This is a genomic window from Paenibacillus sp. JT22N15, assembly GCF_059383755.1.
Window position 1 is genome coordinate 97,029 of record NZ_JBXENV010000008.1, and the last position, 22,561, is coordinate 119,589.

Annotated in this window: 19 protein-coding genes; 17 read left to right on the forward strand and 2 right to left on the reverse strand. The window is 52.2% G+C overall.

Annotated elements, in window-relative coordinates:
* Positions 1 to 66 precede the first annotated feature (66 nt).
* The 3 genes from nrdI to nrdF all read left to right on the forward strand — a co-directional run bounded on the left by nrdI (position 67) and on the right by nrdF (position 3,547).
* Positions 67 to 426 (forward strand): class Ib ribonucleoside-diphosphate reductase assembly flavoprotein NrdI, encoded by a 360-nt coding sequence (gene nrdI / locus AC50X8_RS17060; RefSeq protein WP_056041929.1) that lies wholly within the window; start codon positions 67 to 69, stop codon positions 424 to 426.
* Positions 413 to 2,497: a class 1b ribonucleoside-diphosphate reductase subunit alpha gene (gene nrdE / locus AC50X8_RS17065; protein WP_056041927.1), complete on the forward strand. Its 2,085-nt coding sequence runs from the start codon at positions 413 to 415 to the stop codon at positions 2,495 to 2,497. The genes nrdI and nrdE overlap by 14 nt, the downstream gene beginning before the upstream one ends.
* 93 nt (positions 2,498 to 2,590) lie before the next feature.
* Positions 2,591 to 3,547, forward strand: a complete 957-nt coding sequence (nrdF, locus tag AC50X8_RS17070; RefSeq protein ID WP_494862039.1) for a class 1b ribonucleoside-diphosphate reductase subunit beta — start codon at positions 2,591 to 2,593, stop codon at positions 3,545 to 3,547.
* A 64-nt stretch (positions 3,548 to 3,611) separates the two neighbouring features.
* Here nrdF and AC50X8_RS17075 read toward each other — a convergent pair whose 3' ends face one another.
* The gene (locus tag AC50X8_RS17075; RefSeq protein WP_081419102.1) at positions 3,612 to 4,205 is read right to left on the reverse strand and encodes a GNAT family N-acetyltransferase; all 594 of its coding nucleotides are present in this window, start codon (positions 4,203 to 4,205) and stop codon (positions 3,612 to 3,614) included.
* A gap of 153 nt (positions 4,206 to 4,358) precedes the next feature.
* Here AC50X8_RS17075 and AC50X8_RS17080 point away from each other — a divergent pair, with 153 nt between their 5' ends.
* The 6 genes from AC50X8_RS17080 (at position 4,359) to AC50X8_RS17105 (ending at position 7,597) form a co-directional block, all read left to right on the forward strand.
* Positions 4,359 to 4,601 carry a helix-turn-helix domain-containing protein gene (locus tag AC50X8_RS17080; RefSeq protein WP_056041921.1) on the forward strand — a complete coding sequence of 81 codons (243 nt, stop codon included), beginning with the start codon at positions 4,359 to 4,361 and terminating at the stop codon, positions 4,599 to 4,601.
* A gap of 4 nt (positions 4,602 to 4,605) precedes the next feature.
* A complete protein-coding gene (gene def / locus AC50X8_RS17085; RefSeq protein WP_056041919.1) occupies positions 4,606 to 5,130 on the forward strand; it encodes a peptide deformylase in 525 nt (174 codons plus the stop codon).
* A gap of 96 nt (positions 5,131 to 5,226) precedes the next feature.
* Positions 5,227 to 5,679 (forward strand): GyrI-like domain-containing protein, encoded by a 453-nt coding sequence (locus AC50X8_RS17090; protein WP_056041917.1) that lies wholly within the window; start codon positions 5,227 to 5,229, stop codon positions 5,677 to 5,679.
* A gap of 112 nt (positions 5,680 to 5,791) precedes the next feature.
* On the forward strand, positions 5,792 to 6,592 hold the full coding sequence (locus AC50X8_RS17095) for a PhzF family phenazine biosynthesis protein (RefSeq protein ID WP_056041915.1): 801 nt from the start codon (positions 5,792 to 5,794) through the stop codon (positions 6,590 to 6,592).
* A 3-nt stretch (positions 6,593 to 6,595) separates the two neighbouring features.
* Positions 6,596 to 6,862 carry a DUF2164 domain-containing protein gene (locus AC50X8_RS17100; RefSeq protein ID WP_056041912.1) on the forward strand — a complete coding sequence of 89 codons (267 nt, stop codon included), beginning with the start codon at positions 6,596 to 6,598 and terminating at the stop codon, positions 6,860 to 6,862.
* Between the two features lie 45 nt (positions 6,863 to 6,907).
* Positions 6,908 to 7,597 (forward strand): YjjG family noncanonical pyrimidine nucleotidase, encoded by a 690-nt coding sequence (locus tag AC50X8_RS17105; RefSeq protein ID WP_494862327.1) that lies wholly within the window; start codon positions 6,908 to 6,910, stop codon positions 7,595 to 7,597.
* Between the two features lie 350 nt (positions 7,598 to 7,947).
* On the opposite strand, the gene AC50X8_RS17110 is transcribed toward AC50X8_RS17105, so the two are convergent.
* The gene (locus AC50X8_RS17110) at positions 7,948 to 9,990 is read right to left on the reverse strand and encodes a beta-galactosidase (RefSeq protein ID WP_494880568.1); all 2,043 of its coding nucleotides are present in this window, start codon (positions 9,988 to 9,990) and stop codon (positions 7,948 to 7,950) included.
* A 328-nt stretch (positions 9,991 to 10,318) separates the two neighbouring features.
* Between AC50X8_RS17110 and AC50X8_RS17115 the strand changes: the two genes are divergently transcribed.
* From AC50X8_RS17115 to AC50X8_RS17150, 8 genes are all read left to right on the forward strand, one after another.
* Complete coding sequence (locus tag AC50X8_RS17115) at positions 10,319 to 11,260, forward strand: ABC transporter permease (protein ID WP_494880769.1); 942 nt, start codon at positions 10,319 to 10,321, stop codon at positions 11,258 to 11,260.
* 143 nt (positions 11,261 to 11,403) lie between these two features.
* Positions 11,404 to 12,288: a carbohydrate ABC transporter permease gene (locus AC50X8_RS17120; RefSeq protein WP_056042092.1), complete on the forward strand. Its 885-nt coding sequence runs from the start codon at positions 11,404 to 11,406 to the stop codon at positions 12,286 to 12,288.
* Between the two features lie 120 nt (positions 12,289 to 12,408).
* Positions 12,409 to 14,001 (forward strand): extracellular solute-binding protein, encoded by a 1,593-nt coding sequence (locus AC50X8_RS17125; protein ID WP_494862027.1) that lies wholly within the window; start codon positions 12,409 to 12,411, stop codon positions 13,999 to 14,001.
* Positions 14,002 to 14,326: 325 nt separating this feature from the next.
* Positions 14,327 to 16,678 (forward strand): helix-turn-helix domain-containing protein, encoded by a 2,352-nt coding sequence (locus tag AC50X8_RS17130; protein ID WP_494880570.1) that lies wholly within the window; start codon positions 14,327 to 14,329, stop codon positions 16,676 to 16,678.
* A 271-nt stretch (positions 16,679 to 16,949) separates the two neighbouring features.
* Positions 16,950 to 19,718, forward strand: coding sequence for an exo-rhamnogalacturonan lyase family protein (locus tag AC50X8_RS17135; protein WP_494880572.1), 2,769 nt, complete (start codon positions 16,950 to 16,952; stop codon positions 19,716 to 19,718).
* On the forward strand, positions 19,715 to 20,389 hold the full coding sequence (locus AC50X8_RS17140) for a DUF1961 family protein (RefSeq protein WP_494862022.1): 675 nt from the start codon (positions 19,715 to 19,717) through the stop codon (positions 20,387 to 20,389). Before AC50X8_RS17135 ends, AC50X8_RS17140 begins: the two co-directional genes overlap by 4 nt.
* 2 nt (positions 20,390 to 20,391) lie before the next feature.
* Positions 20,392 to 21,207 carry a polysaccharide deacetylase family protein gene (locus AC50X8_RS17145; protein ID WP_056041898.1) on the forward strand — a complete coding sequence of 272 codons (816 nt, stop codon included), beginning with the start codon at positions 20,392 to 20,394 and terminating at the stop codon, positions 21,205 to 21,207.
* Positions 21,208 to 21,212: 5 nt separating this feature from the next.
* Positions 21,213 to 22,487 carry a rhamnogalacturonan lyase family protein gene (locus tag AC50X8_RS17150; protein ID WP_494880577.1) on the forward strand — a complete coding sequence of 425 codons (1,275 nt, stop codon included), beginning with the start codon at positions 21,213 to 21,215 and terminating at the stop codon, positions 22,485 to 22,487.
* Positions 22,488 to 22,561: the final 74 nt, after the last annotated feature.

Sequence of the window (22,561 nt, forward strand, 5' to 3'; positions counted from 1 at the left end):
TTGACGCTTTTTCAGGGTCAGAAGCGCTTTTCTATTGCTGATATCCGGTAGGGGAGAGAGAAATATATGCTGGTTGTCTATGATTCCAAGACGGGCAACGTCAAAAGATTTATCAACAAATTGAATATGCGCGTTATGCCGATTGAAGAGCAGGAAGCGGTCCAAGAGCCGTTCGTTCTCATCACGTATACAACAGGTTTCGGACAGGTGCCAGAACGGGTCATGTCGTTCCTGAAGCGCAACAGCAAACATCTTCGCGGCGTATCCGCCAGCGGCAACCGCAATTGGGGAACGGGCTTTGCCAAAAGCGCAGATACGATTGCCGAGCTATACAATGTCCCTGTTATTTCTAAATTTGAGTTGTCCGGAACGAAATACGATACGGAAAACTTTGTTGAAAGGGTGCGAACCATTGAAGCATATTGAGTTGAATAATGAGCTGATGCAGCGCGGAGCTGACGGCTTTTACCAGTTGGACAAGGATAAAGAGGCAGTAGCAGCATTTATGGAGGAAGTTGAGCAGAAGAGCGTGAAGTTCGCCTCGCTCCAGGAGAAGCTTGACTACTTGATCGGCAATGACTACTACGATAACGTTTTTGACCATTATACATATGAGCAAGTTGAGGCTGTATTTGATTTAACGGCAAACAGCAGCTTCCAGTTTCAGTCGTATATGGCAATTTCCAAATTCTACAAAGACTATGCCATGAAAACGAACGACAAGCTGCAATATTTGGAGCAATATCCAGACCGCGTTGCGATTGTTGCGCTTCATTTGGGCGAAGGCGACGCAGCGAGAGCGCTGCGCATTGCTGAAGCGATGATTGAGCAGCGGCTGCAGCCGGCAACGCCAACCTTCCTTAATGCGGGCAAAAGCCGCCGCGGCGAGATGGTATCCTGCTTCCTGCTGGAAATGGACGATTCGCTCAATTCCATCAACTATGTCATTGGCACGTGCATGCAGCTGTCCAAAATCGGCGGCGGCGTAGCGGTCAACCTCTCGAAGCTGCGCGGACGCGGCGAGCCAATCAAAGGCGTCGAGGGTGCGGCGAAAGGCATTATGCCTGTCCTTAAGCTGATGGAGGATGCATTCTCCTATGCTGATCAAATGGGACAGCGCAAAGGTTCTGGCGCAGGCTATTATAATATTTTTGGCTGGGACGTTATTGAGTTCCTCGATTGCAAAAAAATTAACGCCGATGAGAAAACGCGGATCAAAACGCTGTCGATCGGCCTTATTATACCGAACAAGTTTTATGAGCTTGCTGCGCAAAACAAGCCGTTGTACGTCTTCGGACCACATTCCGTCCACAAAGCCTATGGCAAATATTTGGACGATATGGACATGGACGAAATGTACGAGGAGCTGCTTGCGAACGATTTAGTGAAAAAGAAAATCGTCATGAACGCACGCGACATGATGACCAAGATCGCTTCGATCCAGCTGGAATCCGGCTATCCGTACATTATGAACAAATCGAATGCGAACCGCGTTCATGCGCTTAAAGATGTGGGCGGCGTCAAGATGTCGAACCTTTGCACGGAAATTTTCCAGCTGCAAGAGACGTCGGTTATTAATGACTACGGCACGGATGACCTGATTCAGCGCGATATTAGCTGCAACTTGGCATCGCTGAACATCGTAAACGTCATGGAGCTTAAGAAGATCAAGGAATCGGTTCATGTTGGGATCGAGGCGCTTACGACAGTCAGCGATCTTTCGAAAATCGACAACGCTCCAGGAGTACGCAAAGCGAACGAAGAGCTTCATTCCGTCGGCCTTGGCGCAATGAACTTGAACGGCTATTTGGCGAAAAACCACATTGCTTACGAAAGCGATGAGGCGAAGGAGTTCGCCAGCACGTTCTTCATGATGATGAACTACTACTCGCTGGAGCAAAGTATGGAAATTGCCAAAGAACGCGGCGAAACGTTCAAAGATTTTGACCGTTCCGAATATGCGAAGGGCACTTACTTCTCGCGTTATGAAGAGACGGATTTCCGTCCGGTCAGCGCTGCGGTGAAAGCTTTGTTCGAAGGTATGGAAATTCCATCCCCTGAGGACTGGACTGCGCTTAAGGCGAAAGTACAGCAGCACGGCCTTTACCACGCTTACCGTCTGGCTATCGCGCCAACGCAAAGCATTTCGTACATTCAAAATGCGACATCGAGCGTTATGCCGATCGTTGAGCATATTGAGACGCGGACGTATGCGAACTCGACAACTTATTATCCAATGCCGTTTTTGTCGCAGGACAATTTCTTCTATTACAAATCGGCTTACAATATCGATCAGTTCAAGCTTATTGACCTGATTGCAGAAATTCAGCAGCATGTGGACCAAGGCATATCGACGGTTCTGCATGTCAACAGCAACGTGACAACTCGGGAGCTTGCCCGCTTCTACATTTATGCAGCGCATAAAGGATTGAAGTCGCTCTATTACACAAGAACGAAACGTCTATCCGTAGAAGAGTGCACAAGCTGCGCGGTTTAAAAAAAGAAAATAGATTTGCGCAAAAAGATAAGGTTGCGGGGCGGCCGCTCTATGTGCCGTCACGCAGCCTTTTACAAAGGAGCCTAATATATAATGAAGGCAGTTAACTGGAACCGCCCGGATGATGATTTTACGCTGACGTTCTGGCAGCAGAACGTAATGCAATTCTGGACGGACGAAGAAATCCCTCTATCCGATGATAAAATGGATTGGATGGAAATGAGCGATGCCGAGCGCAGCTTATATAAAAACGTGCTTGGCGGATTGACGCTGCTGGATACGATTCAGGGCGGTATTGGCATGCCGAAGATTTTGGAGCATGTGGATGGTTTGCAGCGCAAAGCGGTGCTGTCTTTTATGTCGATGATGGAGCAAATTCATGCGAAATCGTACAGCAGCATTTTCACAACGCTTGCGTCTACGGAGGAGATCGACGAGATTTTCCAATGGGTAGAGAAAAACGAGCAGCTGCAACGAAAAGCGGAGCTTATTTCCTCGTGGTATGAAGGCATTAGCACGAAGCAAGAACTGTATAAAGCAATGGCCGCTTCCGTATTTTTGGAAAGCTACTTGTTTTACAGCGGCTTCTTCTATCCGCTTTATTTGGCAGGTCAAGGCAAAATGACGAGCAGCGGCGAAATTATCGACCTTATTTTGCGTGACGAGAGCATCCATGGCTTGTACGTTGGCGTGCTGGCACAGGAGCTGTTTAACACCTTTACGCCAGAGGAGCAGACTTCGCTTAAGCAGGAGCTGGATCAATTGCTTAACGATCTGTACGAGAACGAGGTTATTTATACCGATTCGCTGTATTCACCGCTTGGTCTGGAGGAAGAAGTAAAAACTTATGTGCGTTATAACGCGAATAAGGCGCTAATGAATCTTGGCTTTGACGGCGTGTTCCCGGATGAGCCGGTCAATCCAATCGTATTCAACGGCATCAGCACCCACACGAAGCAGCATGATTTCTTCTCCAAAAAAGGAAACGGCTACGTACGGACGATTCACGTTGAGCAGCTCAATGACGATGATTTTGTTTTTAATTTCTAATCCTATTCCTATCATTTATCAAGCATTCGGTTATTGCAACCGAATGCTTTTTTTCATTGATTAATTAACTAAACAGCATGGCCAGAACAATGACGTCGAGAAAATTTTTGGTAGCCTCATGCATTAAATACTGCCGCAGCACGCCCTCCTGCTGAAAACCAAGCTTTTTCAAAACGTTCAGCGAAGCGGCATTTTCAGGATGGACCTCGGCTTGAATGCGGCGTGCGTGAATATGCTTGTTATTGAAATGCATAACAGCCTGAAGCGCTTCGGACATAATGCCCTGATTCCAATAAGCGGGATTCAGGTCATAACCTAGTGTGAGCGGATAACGGGGCGCTTCCTCAAACGTCCCTCTTGTCGGCATCAGCATCACCGTTCCCAAAATAGGGGAGCAGTCTTGCAGCGTAATGCCCCATGGAATGAGCTTGCGCTCTGCATAAGCTTTGTTCCAGGAGTCTATTAGCATTTTGGAAGCTTCAATGGAGTCTGGCCCGAGCCAGTCCAAATGCCGCGTCACCTTCGTATCGGAATAAAAAGCATGCAAATCCTCGGCGTCCTGTACAGCCATTTGGCGCAGCGTTAATCGTTTCGTATGTAGAAAAGGGAATGAGGAAAATAAATCGTCGAAGCCCATGCGGTTCACACGCCTTTTCATAGAAGGTAGGGGAGCGTGCCTATCATATACTAGCTTGCTTAAACGAAAATGAAAAAGCAGCTGCAGCCAGATTGCTTTTATGATATATTAGGCAATACCTAATAAAATAAGCTGTTGCCTACAATTATGTACCTATAAAAGGAGGAGAATCATATGCTAGAGTGGATGCTTCGGGAGGTCATGGCAGAGCGGGGCATTTGGTCTGGTGCGGCATTGGCGCGACTGCTTGAGGAGAAAGCGGACTATCGCCTGTCTGCCCCTTCGATTAGTGCGCTGCTCACCGGGCAGCCGAAACAAATGAAGGCGGATACGCTGGATGCGCTTTGCACGGCGCTGGATTGCTCGCCGAGTGTGCTATGGGTGCATACGCCGCCCGCCAAAACGAAAGGAGCTTGACCAAATGACCATTAAAGCTATTTTGCCGTTCGGTGACCCGATATTGCGAAAAAAAGCGCGCCCTGTTGAAGCGGTAGATGCGAGAATACTAAAGCTGCTTAGTGATATGGCAGATACGTTATATGAAAGTGAAGGACGGGCGGGATTAGCTGCTCCCCAGATCGGCATTTTAAGAAGAGTCGTTGTTATGGATTGCGGCGACGGACTGATCGAGCTCATTAATCCTGAAGTTATAGCGATGGAGGGCGAGCAGACGGGAGCGGAGAGCTGCTTGTCATTTCCAGGCTACTACGGGCGGGTGAGCCGAGCGGAGAAGGTTGCGGTGCGCAGCCTAAACCGAGCGGGCGAAAGTGTTATTTTTCACGGTGAAGGCTTTCTCGCCCGCTGCATGCAGCATGAAATAGACCATTTGGACGGCGTGCTGTTCATCGACCATATGAAGGAGCGATGGCTGGTGCACGAGCATACCCATGAACGGATAGAGCTGCTGCCTGTGCTGCAGCTGAGCCATGCTGCCCATTTGGGATAAAGGGCTACCGCTCTCTAGGGCAATCATGTTACACTATTGGCGGGTGAAAGCTCATCCTAACGCAACTGTTCTGACCGATGAAAAGGGGGAATTCGCGTGGACAACTGCTCAATTATTACGAAGCCAACGCTTCATTTAGTAGGGATTAGTTATTGTGGTCCGTATTCTACTTTTCCAGATGAGGCGATTCGCCTGCAAAGCGAGTTTCTAGCCCGCAAGCATGAGCTAAATACCACGTCGAAGGCGCCGCTGCTGTACAGCCCGTATTTTGGCAACGAAGTATTTGCCACTTATTGGGCCTGCTACGAAATGCCGCCGTCAGAGGACGTGCCGGATGGCATGGTGCAGTTCACCATCCCAACCCATCGTTATGCGATGGTTGCATCAACGAACAAGAGAATTGGAGAAGCCTACGAGCAGCTATTCGCCTGGATGAACGAGCAGGAGCTTGAGAAGCATCAGAGCGCTGTCGCACTTGAAGTTTTTTATATTCAGGAGCAGCATTTGGAGGAGGAAGCGGTTGAGCTTCTTATTCCGCTTGCCGATTAGAACAAGCTGTGCCGCACAAATTAGATGCGTTATAATAGGAGAGGAGTCCTCAGCGGGACGCCTCCTTTTTATTTGGTGATTAAACACGAGCAGGAAGGGGACTGAGGCGTACATGGTACCTATTTATATAGTAGATGCATTTACGAGAGAAGCATTTGGCGGCAATCCGGCAGCGGTATGCTTGCTGGAGGCGCTGAGTGATGAACGGTGGATGCAAAAAGTGGCGGCGGAGATGAATTTGTCCGAGACGGCTTTTGTGGCCCCGCGCGAGGGCGGTTATGAGCTGCGATGGTTTACGCCTGCGAGCGAGGTCGATTTATGCGGGCATGCTACGCTCGCTGCAGCTTTCGTATTGTGGAAGACGGAGCGGCTAAGTCCGAATCAGGCGGCAGCCTTTTGGACGAGAAGCGGCGTGCTGACTGTAGAGCTAGGGGAAGATGAGGCGGAAATGACGATGGACTTCCCTTCGGAGCCGCCAGTTCCGGCGAAAGCGCCCGAGGCGCTTATTGAGGGGCTTGGGCTCATTCCGCGATATACGGGACGCAACCGTATGGATTATGTCGTTGAAGTAGACAGCGAGCAGACCGTGCGCGCACTGAAGCCGGATTTCTCACAGCTGCGCCTGCTGGATGGGCGTGGTGTTGTTGTGACAGCTCGCGCTGAAGGCCAGGCAGCATACGACTTTGTATCGCGGGCTTTTTATCCGAAAGGGGGCGTGCAAGAGGACCCAGTGACAGGTTCGGCGCATTGCGCACTGGCGCCTTATTGGGCGAAGCGGCTGCGCAAGGACGAGCTGGTCGGTTATCAAGCGTCGGCTCGAGGCGGTTTTGTAAAGGTGAAAAATACAATGGATCGCGTTCAATTAAGCGGACAAGCCGTTCTAATGATGCGCGGTGAGCTGGAGGAGATTTAAGCGATGATGAAGCTAAAATGGCAAAGAGAGCAGAAGCAGCAGCTGATTGAGCAGGTACAGCACTATTTTGAGCTGGAGCGTTCGGAGGAAATCGGCTCTATAGCAGCGGAACAGCTGCTTGACCATATGGTTGCGCTGCTCGGTCCGCATGTCTATAATCAGGCGATTCAGGATGCGAGAAAGACGGTTGTCGAACGAATGCAAGCGATGGAAGACGAGCTGTATGCGCTGGAGAAAAATGTTTCCGCTCCCCGCGGCGGCTCCCGCTAACAAGCCGAAGGAGTGTTTATGCAGGTGGAAATAAGCAAAGCGAATATGAAATACGATATTATTTTGTTTGATATCGACGATACGCTGCTCGATTATGGTCAGGCGGAGGCTCACGCCTTTACAAGCTCCTGTCGGGACTATGCCATTACTCTGGAAGGCAGCGACTACGTAGAACGCTATCGCATGATTAACCAGCAGCTGTGGCTGGATTTTGAGCAGGGCAAGGTGACACTGGAGGAGCTGAAACAGGAGCGGTTTAGACAGCTTTTTGCTGAAAATAATCCTCACATCGCAGCAGATGAATTCAGCGCCTGCTATTTGGACTATTTAGGCGAGGGCAGCTTTCTGATTGAAGGTGCTGTAGAGCTGTGCAGCAGTCTACATGGGCATTGCCGAATGGCGGTTATTACGAACGGCATTCTCGAGGTGCAGCTGTCGCGTATTGGCAAGGCGGGGCTGAATCCTTTTTTTGAGCATATTATCGTATCGGAGGAGACGGGATATCAGAAGCCGCATAAAGGCATTTTTGACTATGCGTTTGCGAAGCTGGGTGCAACTGACCCGTCCAAAATCATCATCATCGGCGATTCCTTGACCTCCGATATGCAGGGAGGCATCAACAGCGGCATTGCTACGTGCTGGTTTAATCCGCACCAGAAGAGCAATATGACCGCGGTTAAACCGGATTTTGAAATTCAGCAGCTGTCTGAGCTCATTTCAATTGTAAATGGATAAATCAAACGACAGATTTTCAGAGGACTGAGGTTCCGCTATTCTGATTTATGAGATGATTTGAGGCTGTATGCGGACAGGAAAGCCGTTATAGCCCTCATTATTCCGTCAAAATGGTCATTGGCAGCGCATTAGCGTCACCTGAGTCCACAGCCCCTGCCATAACCCTTAATTCGGTTGAAATAGCGGCTGCTGTGTCCGCCAGGACTATGCAAGAAGCTGTCTTTCGGTAGAGGCTCCTATTTAATTGCAGCAGCGGAGTAGGACACAAGTTTCTGCCCTACTCCGCTGCTGTTTTTTGTGCATTTATATCCATTATTTTGTGAAGATTTATCAGAATTAACTTGATTATATTAAAAACGAACGACCCTATATTCATATCTTCCCACCGTAAGCGGGCCAGCGGCAATGGCAGCCTCAGTCAAGGCGTCTACGCCTGCACGCGGCAGTGTAACGGTACCGCCAGCACCATCCATATTAATAATGACCCAGATGACATAGCCATCCCCCTGCCTAGGTGCGACAATGGTGCCTTCGGTAGCTTCAAACCGCAGCGTGACACCCGCTTCATCGGCATAATGCAGCAGCATGCGTCGCAGCATCGCATCCCCTTCATCGCCCTGCGGCATGGAGCCAAGCATGACAAGCTTGCCTTGACCGATGCGGCGCTCGGTAATAAAAGCGGCACCGGGCGTTAGTCCGCTCTGAACGCAGCCGATTGCGGTTGCCCGGCCATCGCTTTCAGAATCGAAAGCGTCGCCGGAGAGGTCGTTGCCTCCCCGTGGCTCAAACACCGAGCTCCACATGCCAAGCGGGGCCTGGAGGCCGAATGCTTGTCCATACGCATTCGTTCCGTCCATCGGATAAACGAACGTAGCCTCCACGCCAGCCAGCTCCTCCAGCTTTCCTAAAGCGGCATCGGTATGCCAAGTATGATGCTCCGTCCGGCCGCCCGTAAGCGGGCCCGCGATCCAAATGCCGCCTTCCCGAACGAAGGCGAGGGCACGGTCGATGTAGTCCGGCGGCAAGTAGGGCATGAATGGCGTAAGCAGCAGCTTGTATCCGCCGAGCTCGCTGCCTTCCATAATTAAGTCGCGATGAATGCCGAGCGCGACCAGCCGGGCATAAAAATCGGTGACGAGCCCGCGATGATTCAGCTTGCGCAGCGGCTCGGTACGCAAGTAGGCTTTGGCGCGATCCGAATAGGTCATCGCTAGCTCAGCCTGCATGGGCGAGGTTGCCAGCAGAATGTCCTCCAGCTCGCGCCGCGCCTGCTCAACCTGCTCGACATTGGCATAGCCAATCGTCTTTTTGCCCCAAGCGCTTACGACTGAGCCATGCGGCTGCTCGCTGCCTGCGTGCTGCTGTCGCCAAGGCCAATAACAGAAGCCTCCCGCGCCCAGTGCATAAGCGGCGACTGCTTCCACCTTCACATAACCATCCGGGTGAGGTGTCGCATAGCTCTCAAGCGAGCCGCTGTAGCTGGCGCTCGTCTCCATAACCCAGAACGGCTTGCCGCGCTTGACGCTGCGCCATAAGTCGCAGTTGATCAAGTAGGCCGGCCAATTGATGCTGGACGCATACGTATCATAGGCGCCGAAATCCAGCTGCTGGAACAGCCGTTCAATATCCACATGGAAGGCGATGCTGCTGTTGTGAGTAATCGGCAGCGCCGAGTGGCGCCGGATGACGGCAATTTGCTCCTCGGCAAATTCTGCAAGCATCTCCATCGAGAACAGCCGATACATCGTTTGCAGCGACGCATGATGCAGAAATGGCGTTGCACCTGGCTGTGGAATTTGATCAAAGCGATTATAATATTCGCTCCAAATATGAGTGCCCCACGCTTCATTCAGCTGCTCAATCGTTCCATACCGCTGCTCCAGCCAGCTATGCCACAGCTGCAAGCATCCTGCGCACATGCATTCGGCTACATGCGCCTTGAACTCATTGTCGAGCTGCCAGCCAATCAAACCTGGCAGCCTGCCAAGCTCCTGAGCGAGCTGCTCAATAATGATCGCCGAGCGTCCGCGAAAGTAGGCGTTGTTCGTACACGCATGCTGCCGCGACCCATGTCCCAGCGTCTCGCCTTTCTCATTGACGAACAGCCGCTCCGGATGGCCATGCGATAGCCAAATCGGTGGTGTCGCTGTCGGTGTGCATATGATCGTATCGATTTCATTTTCATGCAGCGTCTGGATGATTTCAGCCAAAAACCGAATGTCAATCCGATTTTCCTCAGGCTCCAGCTTGGACCAAATAAATTCGCCCATTCGCACAACATTAATGCCAGCCTGCTTCATTAAAGCCATATCCTCCGCAAGCACATCAGCATTCCAAAGCTCAGGATACAGTGCCGCCCCATGATACAGCTTTCCTTCCAGCGGTCCCTTCATCTAAACTCACGCCTTTCCGTTGATCTTACTTTGTACTTTAATAGGCGCAGCTGCCGACTGGCAATCGGACTTTTTAACGGGGCTAATATGCGGGTTTAATACCTTTTACACAGGTTTGCACTTTCTTGGCGGAACGCTCAAAAACCCCATAGCAGCGCGGTTCAAGAATGTCTAATTGCGGGAAAATGCGAGCTGCCCGCATACTAAGGCTACACCGCAAATGAGTGAGGCCGAGTAAGATTAGTGTGATAAGCGAGGCTAACGGCGCGGTAGGACAAAAGTAAACGAATGAAAGCAGAGGTGAGCGAGGATGAAACAAATGGCGGTTATGCCGGAAGCTGGCAAGCAGCCATCCCGGGACTATCGTCCAAGCGTGCTGGGGCGGCTTAAGAAAGACAAGTGGCTGTACATATTGCTGCTGCCAGGCTTGCTTTATTTTATCGTATTTAAATATGTGCCCATGTGGGGCGTACTGCTGGCATTCAAAAATTTCCAGCCGTTTACCGGATTTTTGAAAAGCGAGTGGGTGGGAGTGGAGCATTTTCAGCTGTTTTTTGCCAATCCCGAGTTTTTTATGCTGCTGCGCAATACGCTGCTGCTTTCCTTATACAATTTAGTATTTTTCTTCCCGGCACCGATCGTGCTGGCGATATTGATGAATGAAATACGCTTCGCGCTCTTCAAACGCACGGTGCAGACGATGATTTATGTGCCGCATTTCATCTCCATGGTTATTGTGGCGAGTATGACGTATGTATTTTTGACGACGGCCGGAGGCCCAGTCAACGAAGTGCTGGAGCAGTATACCGGGCACAAAATCGAATTTCTCGCCACACCCGAATGGTTCAAGCCGCTGATCATTATGCAAACCATTTGGAAGGAATGCGGCTGGGGAACGATTATTTTTCTCGCTGCGCTTGCAGGTGTAGATATGGAGCAATACGAGGCCGCCACGATGGATGGCGCGAATCGCTGGCGTCAAATTTGGCATATTACGCTGCCGGCAGTGCGCAGCACGATTGTGATTTTGCTTATTTTACGCATGGGCAACATTCTCGAAAATGGCTTTGAACAAATTTATCTCATGCTGAACCCGCTCAACCGGCAGGCGGCAGAAGTATTCGATACGTATGTGTACATGATGGGAATAACCCAAGGCGCATTCAGCTACAGTACCGCAGTTGGGCTGTTCAAATCGCTGATCGGCGTCGTGCTTGTCGTCGGGGCGAACTATTTGGCGAAGCGCTTTGGTCAGTCGGGGCTGTACTAGCTAAAAGCATGGTGAAAAAGGAGTAGCGGAATGAAAAGATTGAACCGGAGAAGCGACAGCGATCGGAGGTCAATCTTTTCATGCAGCGCAGCCTCTTGAACACCAAGATATTATACAGTATGGAAGAAGGGGGCCTTGAAAAAATGGCCAAGCATTACAATACCGTATCCAGCAGAGTGTTTGATACTGCGAATTATATCGTGCTCAGCGTCTGTGCGCTGGCGGCGGTGCTGCCGTTTATTTTCGTCATATCGGGCTCGTTCGCAACCGATGCGGAGCTGACCCAGCGTACGGTGTTTCTCATACCAAGGACGTTTTCGCTGGCGGCATATGAATTTATTTTTTCTACGAATACGATTATGAAAAGCATTGGCGTTTCCTTGTTTATCGCATCGTTCGGGACGCTGGTGAACCTGTTCTTCACGGTCACGATGGCTTATCCGCTGGCACGCCGCAATTTGATGGGCCGCAATGTCGTGCTGAATCTCGTTATTTTCTCGATGCTGTTCAGCGGCGGCATGATCCCAACGTATTTGGTCATTCGCGAGCTGGGGATGCTCGATTCCTATTGGGCACTCATTATACCGGGGGCGATTAGCGCCTTCAACCTGATCATTATTAAAAACTTTTTCCAGGAGCTGCCGCCGGGGCTGGAGGAAGCGGCCCGCATTGACGGCTGTACGGAGCTGGGGCTGCTGTGGCGCATCGTTTTGCCGCTCTCAAAGCCAGTGCTTGCGACCTTCACGCTGTTTTATGCGGTAGGGCATTGGAATGATTTTTTCGCGGCGCTGCTGTATATAAATGATCCGCAAAAATGGCCGCTTCAAGTGCTGCTGCGTCAAATTGTTCTGCTGTCACAGGCTGCGGCAGGCGACGTTAATGCGATGGATCCGTCTTTCGTCAAGCCGCCCGACCAATCGATCAAGATGGCGGTTATCGTCGTCGGCACCGTGCCGATTTTGCTCGTGTATCCGTTTTTGCAAAAGCATTTTGCCAAAGGCGTGCTGATTGGCTCCATTAAGGGCTAATGGCGAAGGCACGTCAGAGCTGTTTCCGTGAGGCAACACAAACAAGCCGATTTAGCGCGCAAGTAGCTGGCGGTTTGGTATTTTACCATATATGATAAATGATTAAGGGAGGCGTCAGCGATGAGAAAGAAAGAAGGAAAGAGAAAACGTTTGCTGCCCATGCTGCTCGTTGGTTCAATGGCGGGAGCCGTAATTGCAGGCTGCTCGCAGCAGGGAGGAAATGCCGAAGGCAGTACGGGAGGTTCGTCTGCTGCACCGACTGCAGCAGGTGAGAGCCCGGCAGCCGAGAAGGCGCTGCAGCTCAATATTATGCTGCCGATTTTTAAAACGAATTTCCCGAAGGATGATAGTCCGGTAGCAGCCGAAATCGAGAAACGGACGAATACCGACATTCATTTTGAGTGGGTGCCGAACGCCTCTTATACGGATAAATTTAATATTACGCTCGCCTCGGGCAAGCTGCCGGATATTATGTATGTGCCAGATGTGAAGTCACCGAGCTTCGTTAATGCCGCGAAATCAGGCGCGTTTTGGGAAATCGGGCCTTATTTGAAGGATTACAAAAATTTGAGCCAGGCGAACCCGGTCATTTTAAACAACTCCTCGGTTGATGGCAAAAATTATGGTTTGTACCGCGGCCGCGCTCTTGGTCGCAATGGCGTATTTTTCCGCAAAGATTGGCTCGATGCCGTCGGCCTTCAAACGCCGCAAACGATTGATGATTTTTACAATATGCTGAAGGCGTTCAAGGAGAAGGACCCGGACAAAAACGGCAAGGACGATACGTACGGCATGGTCATGGTCAAGTGGACGGGCCAGTGGGCGAGCGGCTTCGATACGATCAAGCTGTGGTTTGGGTCACCGAACAAATGGGGCGAGCGGGACGGCAAGCTCGTTGTCGATTATGAAACGCCCGAGTATTTGGAAGCGCTTAAATTCATGAAAAAGCTGTACGATGAAAAGCTGATTAATCAGGATTTTGCCATTATGGATTCGGCGAAATGGAATGATCCGCTTGTTAATAATCAGGCTGGCGTCATAGTGGACGTCGTGGACGGCGCGGCGCGGGCCGACGATAAAATTCATGCTGCGCTTGCGGCAGCGGGCAAAGACCAGCCGGATGTGCATTATATGGATGTATTTGGCGGGGTGAAAGGAACGGATGGACAGGTTCATACGCTGCCAACGTCCGGCTTTGCCGGCTTGCTGGCCTTCCCTAAATCGTCCGTTAAAACCGAGGAGGAGCTGAAGCAAATCCTCAAGTTTATGGATCAACTGAGCGAACCCGAAATGCAGACGCTGCTAGGGTATGGCATTGAAAACAAGCATCATACGATCGTGGATGGTGCGCTTGAGCCGAGCAAGGATGCAGCGCTGCTGGAATCCGAGGTTGAGGGGCTCAATCAGATGCTCAGCTTTATTCCAGAGGACAAGTCGACGAAAGTGAAGCAGACGCCGCTGCGCATTAAGCAGACTGAGGTGCAGAAGGAAAATGAACAGCTTATCGTGACGAATCCGGCAGAGCCTTTCATCTCGGATGTTTATACGCAAAAAGGCGCACAGCTGGACAATATTATGAATGATGCCCGGATTAAATTTATCGTCGGTCAAATCGACGAGGCTGGTTTTAAAGACGCGATCAAGCTGTGGAAAACGAGTGGCGGCGATGATCTGAGCAAGGAAATGAACGAGCTGTATGCAGCAAGTAAATAAGAGCTTTTATGAAATATAAGCATTTATAAGTTACACCCTTATAACGGGCTTATATTTCAGCGCGAAACGCTAGCTTTGCCGCCAGAGGACGGCGACAGCCGTTTACGCTTGCCGCGCAAGGCTGATAGCCTGATCGGGCAGGGCAATAGGCAGAGGAACCGCATATAGCAGCGGTCTTCTGTCTATTCCTGTTCCATGCGATTCCATTATATGTAACAAATAAATAAATTGAAGCGTGATTGGCAGGAAATTCAGCCTGCTTAGCGAATGCGTTTACAAAGGGGATTCGTTGCAATCGCCTAATTTTCAGCTAGTGGGTGAGCTCATGATCAAAAGAATGAAAGCCAGGCTTATGCCGGGGGCGGGGAAAGCAGCGGGTCCGAAAGGAAGATTTTATCGCAAAAATCTTATTTTGCTGCTCGTCGTTTGCAGCATTCCGGGACTGATTACCGGGGCGCTCGTTTATTTTTTGGCTGGGGGCATACTGGAGGCCCGCTTGCTGGAGCAGCATAATGAGCAAATTAAGCAGCGGGCGCAAAGCATTGACGAGCAGCTGACGAATTTGGAGCTGATGCTGTCGCACTGGGCATTCGATTCCAAATTCGATTATACGCTCGGCAATCGGGACTATGTGCAGCAGTTCGAGAAGGCGCGTGACATTACGAAGACGCTGCTGGTCATGCAAGGCTCCAATACGATGAACAAGCAGGTCGGGCTGTATCTTGGCGGGGATCAGCATGTGCTGTTCGGGCCGGAATATGGCGTGCTGCAAGGAGATGGACAGGCAGAAGCCTATGAAGGGCTGCTCCAATCGGATAAAGTAGCTTATTGGACACAGGTGGCCTTTGACGCGGCTCGTCCGTCCCAAAAAGAGCTGACACTTGTGCATTACGTTCCTGGAGGCAGCTTGCATCCGTTCGGAGCGCTGCTTATTAGGCTTGATAACGACAAGGTTAGCGATATGCTGCGGACGATGACGCCCGGTGAAGGCGGAGAAACGTATTTAATGCAGGATAATGGGGAGCTGTACGCATCCACGAGCGGGAATGACAGGAATTCTGAATTTGTAAGCGCTTTAAACGAGGCGGTTGCTGCTGAGAGCTCGAATAAAGGTTCATTTTTGTTTCGGTTCAGCGAGAGCGGCATGACGTACGCGGTTTCCTATGGCAAGCTGTCACGAATTTCAGACAATTGGACTTATGTATCTGCTTCGCCGATTACGGGCATTACAGAGCCGGTTATGGTCGTCTCGAAAAGCATTGTTGCGGTCAGCCTTGGCGCACTGCTGCTTGCGGCCATTCTAGCGTGGCTTGCCTCGCGCAGCATATATTCCCCGGTCAATCGCCTGATGACGGTGCTGCGGGAGCGAAGCGCGCCAGCAGGCAAGCCGGATTGCGAGTTTACGTGGATCGAGCGGGAGTGGCAGCATTTGCACCGGGAAAGCGAGGAGCTGCATGCGAAGCTTTCGGAGCAGCTGCCTCATGTGAAGGAGAGCTTTCTGCATCAGCTGCTGCAAGGCTATTTGGCGGATTACTCCGAAGGGGAGCTGCTTCGCCGAATGGAGCGTTACAAATGGCAGATAGAGCCGGGCACACATTATATGGTGCTATATATGAAGCTGACCGGCATCGCTAATTTGGAGGGCAAATTCAAATACGGCGATGAGGGGCTGGCGACGTTTGCGGCGGTCAATATGATGGAGGAGCTTGCGGCCACCTATTTTGAGCAGAGCAATACGATTAACTTTCATAATTTAGCAGCGGGCTTGCTCATTATTGTGCCGGAAGGGCGCTCGTATCGCGAGGAGCTGCATGCATTCAGCGAAGCGGCGATGCAGGCGTTCAACCAAATTCTTAATATGAGGGCGACGATTGCGATTAGCCCGGATACAGCGAGCATAACAGAGATTCCGCATTTGTTTGAAGAAACGAAGCATGCGGTCAGCTTCCGCCGCTACGATCAGGAAAATCAAATCATTGATATGGAGCAGCTGGAAGAGCAGGGCAGCGCAGCAGCGGAGCCTGCCTACCCGTTTACGCTGGAGCGGGAGTTTATACAGGCGCTCCGGACGGGGCGTGAAGCGGAGGCTTACGAGCTGCTGGAGCAGTTTCTGCAAGCATTGTCCAGCGCCGAGGCGAAGGAAATGGATGTGCAGCAGGGCATGCTGCATTTGCTCGGCGCCGTCCAGCATGCGATTATGGTGTCGGGCATCGCCCCGAACCGCTTGTTCAAGGGTGCGAACCGCTACGAGCAGCTGTCGCAAATTCGCGAGCCAGAGCTGCTATTGGACTGGTTCCGCGGCATGATTGCCGCTCCGTTTCTCAGGGAGCTGGGCGAGCGGACGAATGCCCAGGTGAAGCGGCAGATCGAGCATGCGATGCTGTATTTGCAGCAGCATTATATGAGCGATATATCGCTCGACAGCTGCGCGGAGCATATCGGCATGAATCCTTTTTTCCTGAGCAAGTCGTTTAAACAGGTGACGGGAAAAAATTTCATCGATTATTTGACTGGGCTGCGCATGGACAAAGCGAAGGAGCTGCTGCGCGAGTCCGTGCTGAAAATTAATGACGTCGCTGAGCGCGTCGGCTATCAGCACAGCTATTTCAATCGCATCTTCAAAAAGCTGGAGGGCATGACGCCAAGCCGCTATCGCGAGCTGAGCCAAGCGGAGTAGCAAGGCAGGAGCTCTGCAAGAAAAGCAGCAAGAGAAGTAGCTAGGTAGCGGCCGCAATGCTAAAACTGGCATCAACTGCTGCCTATAGCTGAAACAATAAAGTTCAAGCCTTTGCAAGAAAGTGCAAGCCTTGAAAGGCCCGCTTGGGATGCCCGATCTGGACCGCTAAGTGGCGTTTATTGCAAAAGAGTCTCGGAGCAAAAAAGTGTCATTGCCCGCAAACTACCATCCTTCTAGTATAGAAAGAAGCTTAGAAGAAAGAGGTGGTAGCATGAGTGTCAAGCTCAAATGGCTAGGTAAGCAGGCGGCTGCGCCTGTCGGTTTAACATGGGGTGTTCCTTGGAAGGAAGGCGAATTGCTTCGCGGCGATTCGCTTATTCTGCATAGCGAGGCAGCAGGCATCGAAAATGCGGCAAGCGCTTCCGCACTTCCGATGCAAAGCTGGCCTACTGCCTTTTGGCCGGATGGCAGCATCAAATGGTCCGCTCATGCGGCGGTCGGCTCCGGCGCAGCGGGCAGCTTTCAGCTGGAGCTGGCAAAACAGGCAGCGGCACCGGTTCAGGGGATAGCTGCGGCTGCCGAAAGCGAGCAGCCGATCCTAAAGGTTGTAACAACCGACGAGTCGATCATTGTAGATACAGGAGTTATCGTTTGTACGCTCGCACGAAGCGGCAGAGGAATCATCCGCAGCATTAAGCGTGGGGAGCAGGAGCTGTGCAGCGGCGGTGATTTGGTGTGCTTGAAGGAAAGCCGCAATCAGCTGCAAGGCGCATTAACGCTGCGCGAGGAGCCGTTTCACGGCTATGTTCATACGGCCACCGTTGAGCAGGACGGCCCGGTCAGAGCGGTCATTAAGCTGACGGGCAAGCATCGCGCGAGCTACAATTTAAGCCAAACGGCTGACCCGAACAAGCCCGATCAGCAAAACGTAGTCAGAGTCAGTCCAAGCAGAGAATGGATACCGTTTACGCTGCGCTTTTATTTGTATGCGGGACTGGATGCCGTTCGCCTCGTCCATACGTTTTTCTATGACGGCAATCCGCATGCGGATTACATAAAAGGGCTGGGGCTGTCGCTCGCTGTACCGATGCGGGGGCCGCTTTACAATCGGCATGCCCGGTTGGCGGGCAATGACGGCGGTTTTTTGCGGGAATCGCCGAAATCGCTGCATACTCGGCGGACGAAAGGCAAATACCGCGAGCTGTTTGAACGGCAAGCTGCGGGGGAAGCGGTCGCTTTTGATGCGGACGAGGATGCTTATTTTCTCGGGCTGCTGGAAAATTCGGCGGTCTGGGATGATTTCAAGCTGGTGCAGCATTCAGCGGATCACTATGTGGCGACGAAACGCACGAAGGCGGAGTGCAGCTGGCTGAAGGCGGGTGAGGGAAGCCGTGCGGAAGGGCTTGCCTATATCGGAAGCGAGGGCGGCGGCCTAGCTGCAGGTATGCGGAATTTTTGGAAAAAGCATCCGGCCTCGCTGGAGCTTCGCCATACAGCTTCGACTTCGGCCGAGCTAAATGTGTGGTTCTGGTCGCCGGATGCGCCGGCGATGGATTTGCGGCATTACGATACACAAACGTATGTGGAATCGGCTTATGAGGGCTCGGAGGAGCTGCGGGCAACGCCGTACGGCATTGCCAATACGAGCGAGCTGACGCTTTGGTGCACGGCGGCAACGCCAAATGAAGAGGGGCTGGCGCATATGCTGGCGGAAATTCAGTCGCCCTCCCAGCTTGTATGCGAGCCGGAGCATTTGCATGAGGCACGTGCCTTCGGCATTTGGAGCTTGCCGGATCGCAGCACCGCTGCAAAGGCGCAGCTAGAGGAGCGGCTGGATGGCATTGTCGCCTTTTATCAGGCTGAGGTGGAGCAGCGCCGTTGGTACGGCTTTTGGGATTTTGGCGATTTCATGCACAGCTATGATCCGGTCCGTCATGTGTGGAACTATGATCTTGGCGGCTGTGCATGGCAAAATTCAGAGCTGGTGCCGAATATGTGGCTGTGGCTTATGTTCATGCGCAGCGGGCGCGAGGATATTTTCCGTTTGGCTGAGGCGATGACGCGGCATACGAGCGAGGTGGATGTGTATCATTTTGGCGAATATGCCGGGCTTGGCTCGCGGCATAACGTGGTTCATTGGGGCTGCGGCTGCAAGGAGGCGCGCATTGCGATGGCGGGGCTGCACCGCTATTACTATTATTTGACCGCCGATGAGCGCATTGGCGATATGCTTGATGAGGTAAAGGACGCCGATTTCAGCACGGTGGTGCTGGACCCGATGCGCGCATATTTTCCAAAAGACGAGCATCCGGCCCATATTCGTGTCGGGCCGGATTGGGCCGCGTTCAGTTCAAACTGGATGACGCGCTGGGAGCGCTTCGAGGATACGTTGTACCGGGATAAAATAGTAACCGGCATTAACAGCGTCAAGCAGGCGAAATATCGGCTCATCTCCGGGCCAACATATGGCTATGACCCGACGACCAATGTGCTTACGCCATTTGGCGAGGACAATTATGGCCGCCATTTGGCCATATGCATGGGTGCGCCGCAGGTATGGTTTGAGCTGGCGATGATGCTGAAGGACCCGGAATGGGAAGATATGATGGGTGAGTTAGGCGTTTATTACAACTGGACGCAGGAGCAAAAGGATGAGCTGACGGGCGGGGAAATCAGCGACAGCCGTTTTGAGCATCCGGTCCTCAGCATTGCGATTACCGCTTACGGCGCTTTCCGCCGCCAAGATGCGGCAACGGCAGCCTTTGCCTGGAAAACGCTGCTGGGCAATGCTTTTGCCCGCACGGACTTGCTGGGCGAGGCTGCCCTTGTCCAAAACATCCGCAGTATGAAGGAAATCGATTGGATCAATACGAATGAGGCGTCGCAGTGGTCGCTGAATACGATCATTAGCCTGGAGCTGATCCCAGAGGCGCTGCCTGCTATGGAGTTGGCGCCTCCAGGGACAGGCGGCGATGGCCAGGCCGATCAGATCGGTGCAGCGGCAGAAGCGCAGGAGCAGAAGGAGTTGAGCGGGCGATGATACCAGCTCACTGGAAGCTGATCTATGACAATCCGCTGAGCTGTGCGGAGGATATGAACGGTTTCCGCGCGGAGGGGGATGCTGTCCTCTCCTTTCCGCAGCAGCGGCTGCGTCTAGCCAGTGCCCGGGATGCGGCAGAAGGCCAGCAGGCGAACTTTGTATTATGGTGCCCGCATCATTTTCCGGCGGATGTGGCGATTGCTTGGGATTTTCGCCCGATTGCGGAGCCGGGGCTGGCGATCTTGTTTTTTGCAGCGGAGGGGCGCAGCGGGGAGGATTTGTTCGATTGTGCGCTTGCTGCGCGAAACGGCCCCTATGAGCAATATCATCACGGCGATATAAATGCGCTGCATTTGGCTTATTTTCGCAGACGCTGGCCGGAGGAACGGCAGTTCCATACTTGCAATTTGCGCAAAAGCTACGGCTTTCATCTCGTGGCGCAAGGCGCCGATCCGCTGCCGGGGACGGCAGACTGCGCAGAAAGCTATCGCATGCTGCTTGTGAAGCGGGGCGGGAGCATTTATTTTTCTATGAATGAGCTGCCTATTCTGGAATGGAAGGATGACGGCGTAGCTTATGGCCCGCTGCTCGGAGCTGGCAAAATCGGATTTCGGCAAATGGCGCCGCTCGTTGCGGAATATACCAATTTGAAAGTATATGGGGAGGAATGAAGATGCCGTCTATACTGCTTTGTTTTCCACAGGGCAAGCATAAAGCATTGACAATGAGCTATGACGATGGGGTGAGCGCAGATAAGCGCCTCGTAAATATTTTTAACCAGCATGGCATTAAAGGCACGTTTCATATCAATGGCGGGCTGTTCGGCACGGGGCGCAGGCTGACGGAGCAGGAGGCGGTAAAGCTTTACGACGGGCACGAGGTTTCCGCTCATACGCTGACCCATCCGACGATTGCACGATGCCCGGCTGAGCAGATTGTGCATGAGGTGATGGAGGACCGCAAACGGCTGGAGCAATTGTTCGGGTATGCCGTTAGAGGGATGTCTTATCCGAATGGTTCGTTCAGTCCAGCGATTAAGACGATGCTGCCCTCGCTGGGCATTGAATATGCGCGGGTTGTACAGACGACAGGAGGCTTTGGCCTGCCAGACGATTGGCATGAATGGAAGGCGACCTGCCACCATAATGATCGTCTGATGGAGCATGCGGAGACGTTTGCGGGACTGCACAAAACGCAATATTTGTATCTCATGTACGTATGGGGCCACAGCTACGAGTTTGATGACCAAGGCAATTGGGAGCTGATGGAGCAGTTTTGCGAGTACATCGGGGGCCGGGATGATATTTGGTACGCAACGAATAAGGAGATTGTTGATTATATAAAAGCGTATGAGCGGCTGCAATTTTCAGCTGCTTTAACGTTTGTGGAAAATCCGAATGCGCAAAGCATCTGGCTTAGCGTAGATGGCGTAAAGCTCGAAGTTGCAGGCGGCAGCCGCGTATCCCTTATAGGAAGCAAGGAGGAATAACGATTATGTCAGGAACGGAATCGGTATATACGCTCGGAAGCATCGACATTAGGGAGGCAGGGCCGCGCTGCAAAATGCTGATCGGCGATTTGGATGGTGATGGCCGCATGGAACTGCTGCTCGTACAGCCGGACAATCGGCAGGATGTTCGCTATATTCCCCATCAGGTACGGTGCCTGACCGCCTATGATTTGCAGGGCAGGCTGCTGTGGCAGCATGGCAAGCCAGATCCAGAGGCAGGCAAACAAGGCTCGGATTATCCCGTGCAAATTTATGATTTGGATGGGGACGGCAGGCTGGAGGTGCTATGCATTATGGAGGACCGTTTTTTGCTGCTGGATGGCGCGACTGGGACGGTTAAGGAAAGCTATGACCTGCCGGATCCTCATGCCCATGACTGCATCATCATTGCGAACTTATCAGGCGGCGAGCACGCCTCCGACATTATTTTGAAAGACCGCTACCATAAGCTGTGGGCGCTTAATCGGCATTTTGAGCTGTTGTGGACGCATGAGGGCAACCCGGGGCATTATCCATGGGTGTACGATTTGGATGGCGACGGCAAGGATGAGGTAATGGCGGGCTATGATTTGCTGGATGCGGCGGGCAAGCTCCGCTGGAGCTGTACGGATCTGGATGACCATGCCGACTGCATCTGGGTTGGCGATGTGAATGGCGACGGAGAGCCGGAGCTCGTCATTGGCGGCAGCGTTACGGTCATGTACAGCCGCAGCGGCGAGGAGTTATGGCGTTATGAAGGCTCCATTGAATCGCAGCACATCGCACTAGGACGTTTTCGCAGCGACTCGCCTGGTCTGCAAGTGGCCGGGCTCGACCGGCTCGTACGCGAGGATGATGGCAAAGGCCTGAAAGGGAAAGACGCGCTGTTCTTGCTTGATGCCACAGGACAAGAGCTGTGGAAGGAGGACCGCAGTACGGCTGGCTGGCTGACGATCATTGAGACGGTGAGCGTCTGGCGCGAGCAGGCGCCTGACTATATTCTTGGCTACCGCCGTGGGGGTGGCGTATTTCCTGCCCTGTATGACGGTTATGGAGAAGTCGTTGCAGAGTTTCCTATGGAAGGCTACGCGGTACATGCGGATTTGCTAGGAAGCGGGACGGAGCAGGTTGTTATTTATAACGATGAGCTGGCGACGATCTATGCAAGCAAGCCGAAGGAGCTTGAGCCGGCACCGGGGCAGGGCGGAGCGCTTGCACAGCCTAAGCGGCTGTACAGCTCGACGCTGTATCCCGGCGGAGAGGTTCCTATTCAATCCTAACCATTATTCTTTTTCTTTGGATCAGGCTTTACTCCAGATTTTACTGCACGTTTAGAGAGAAGGAGCTTCTACTA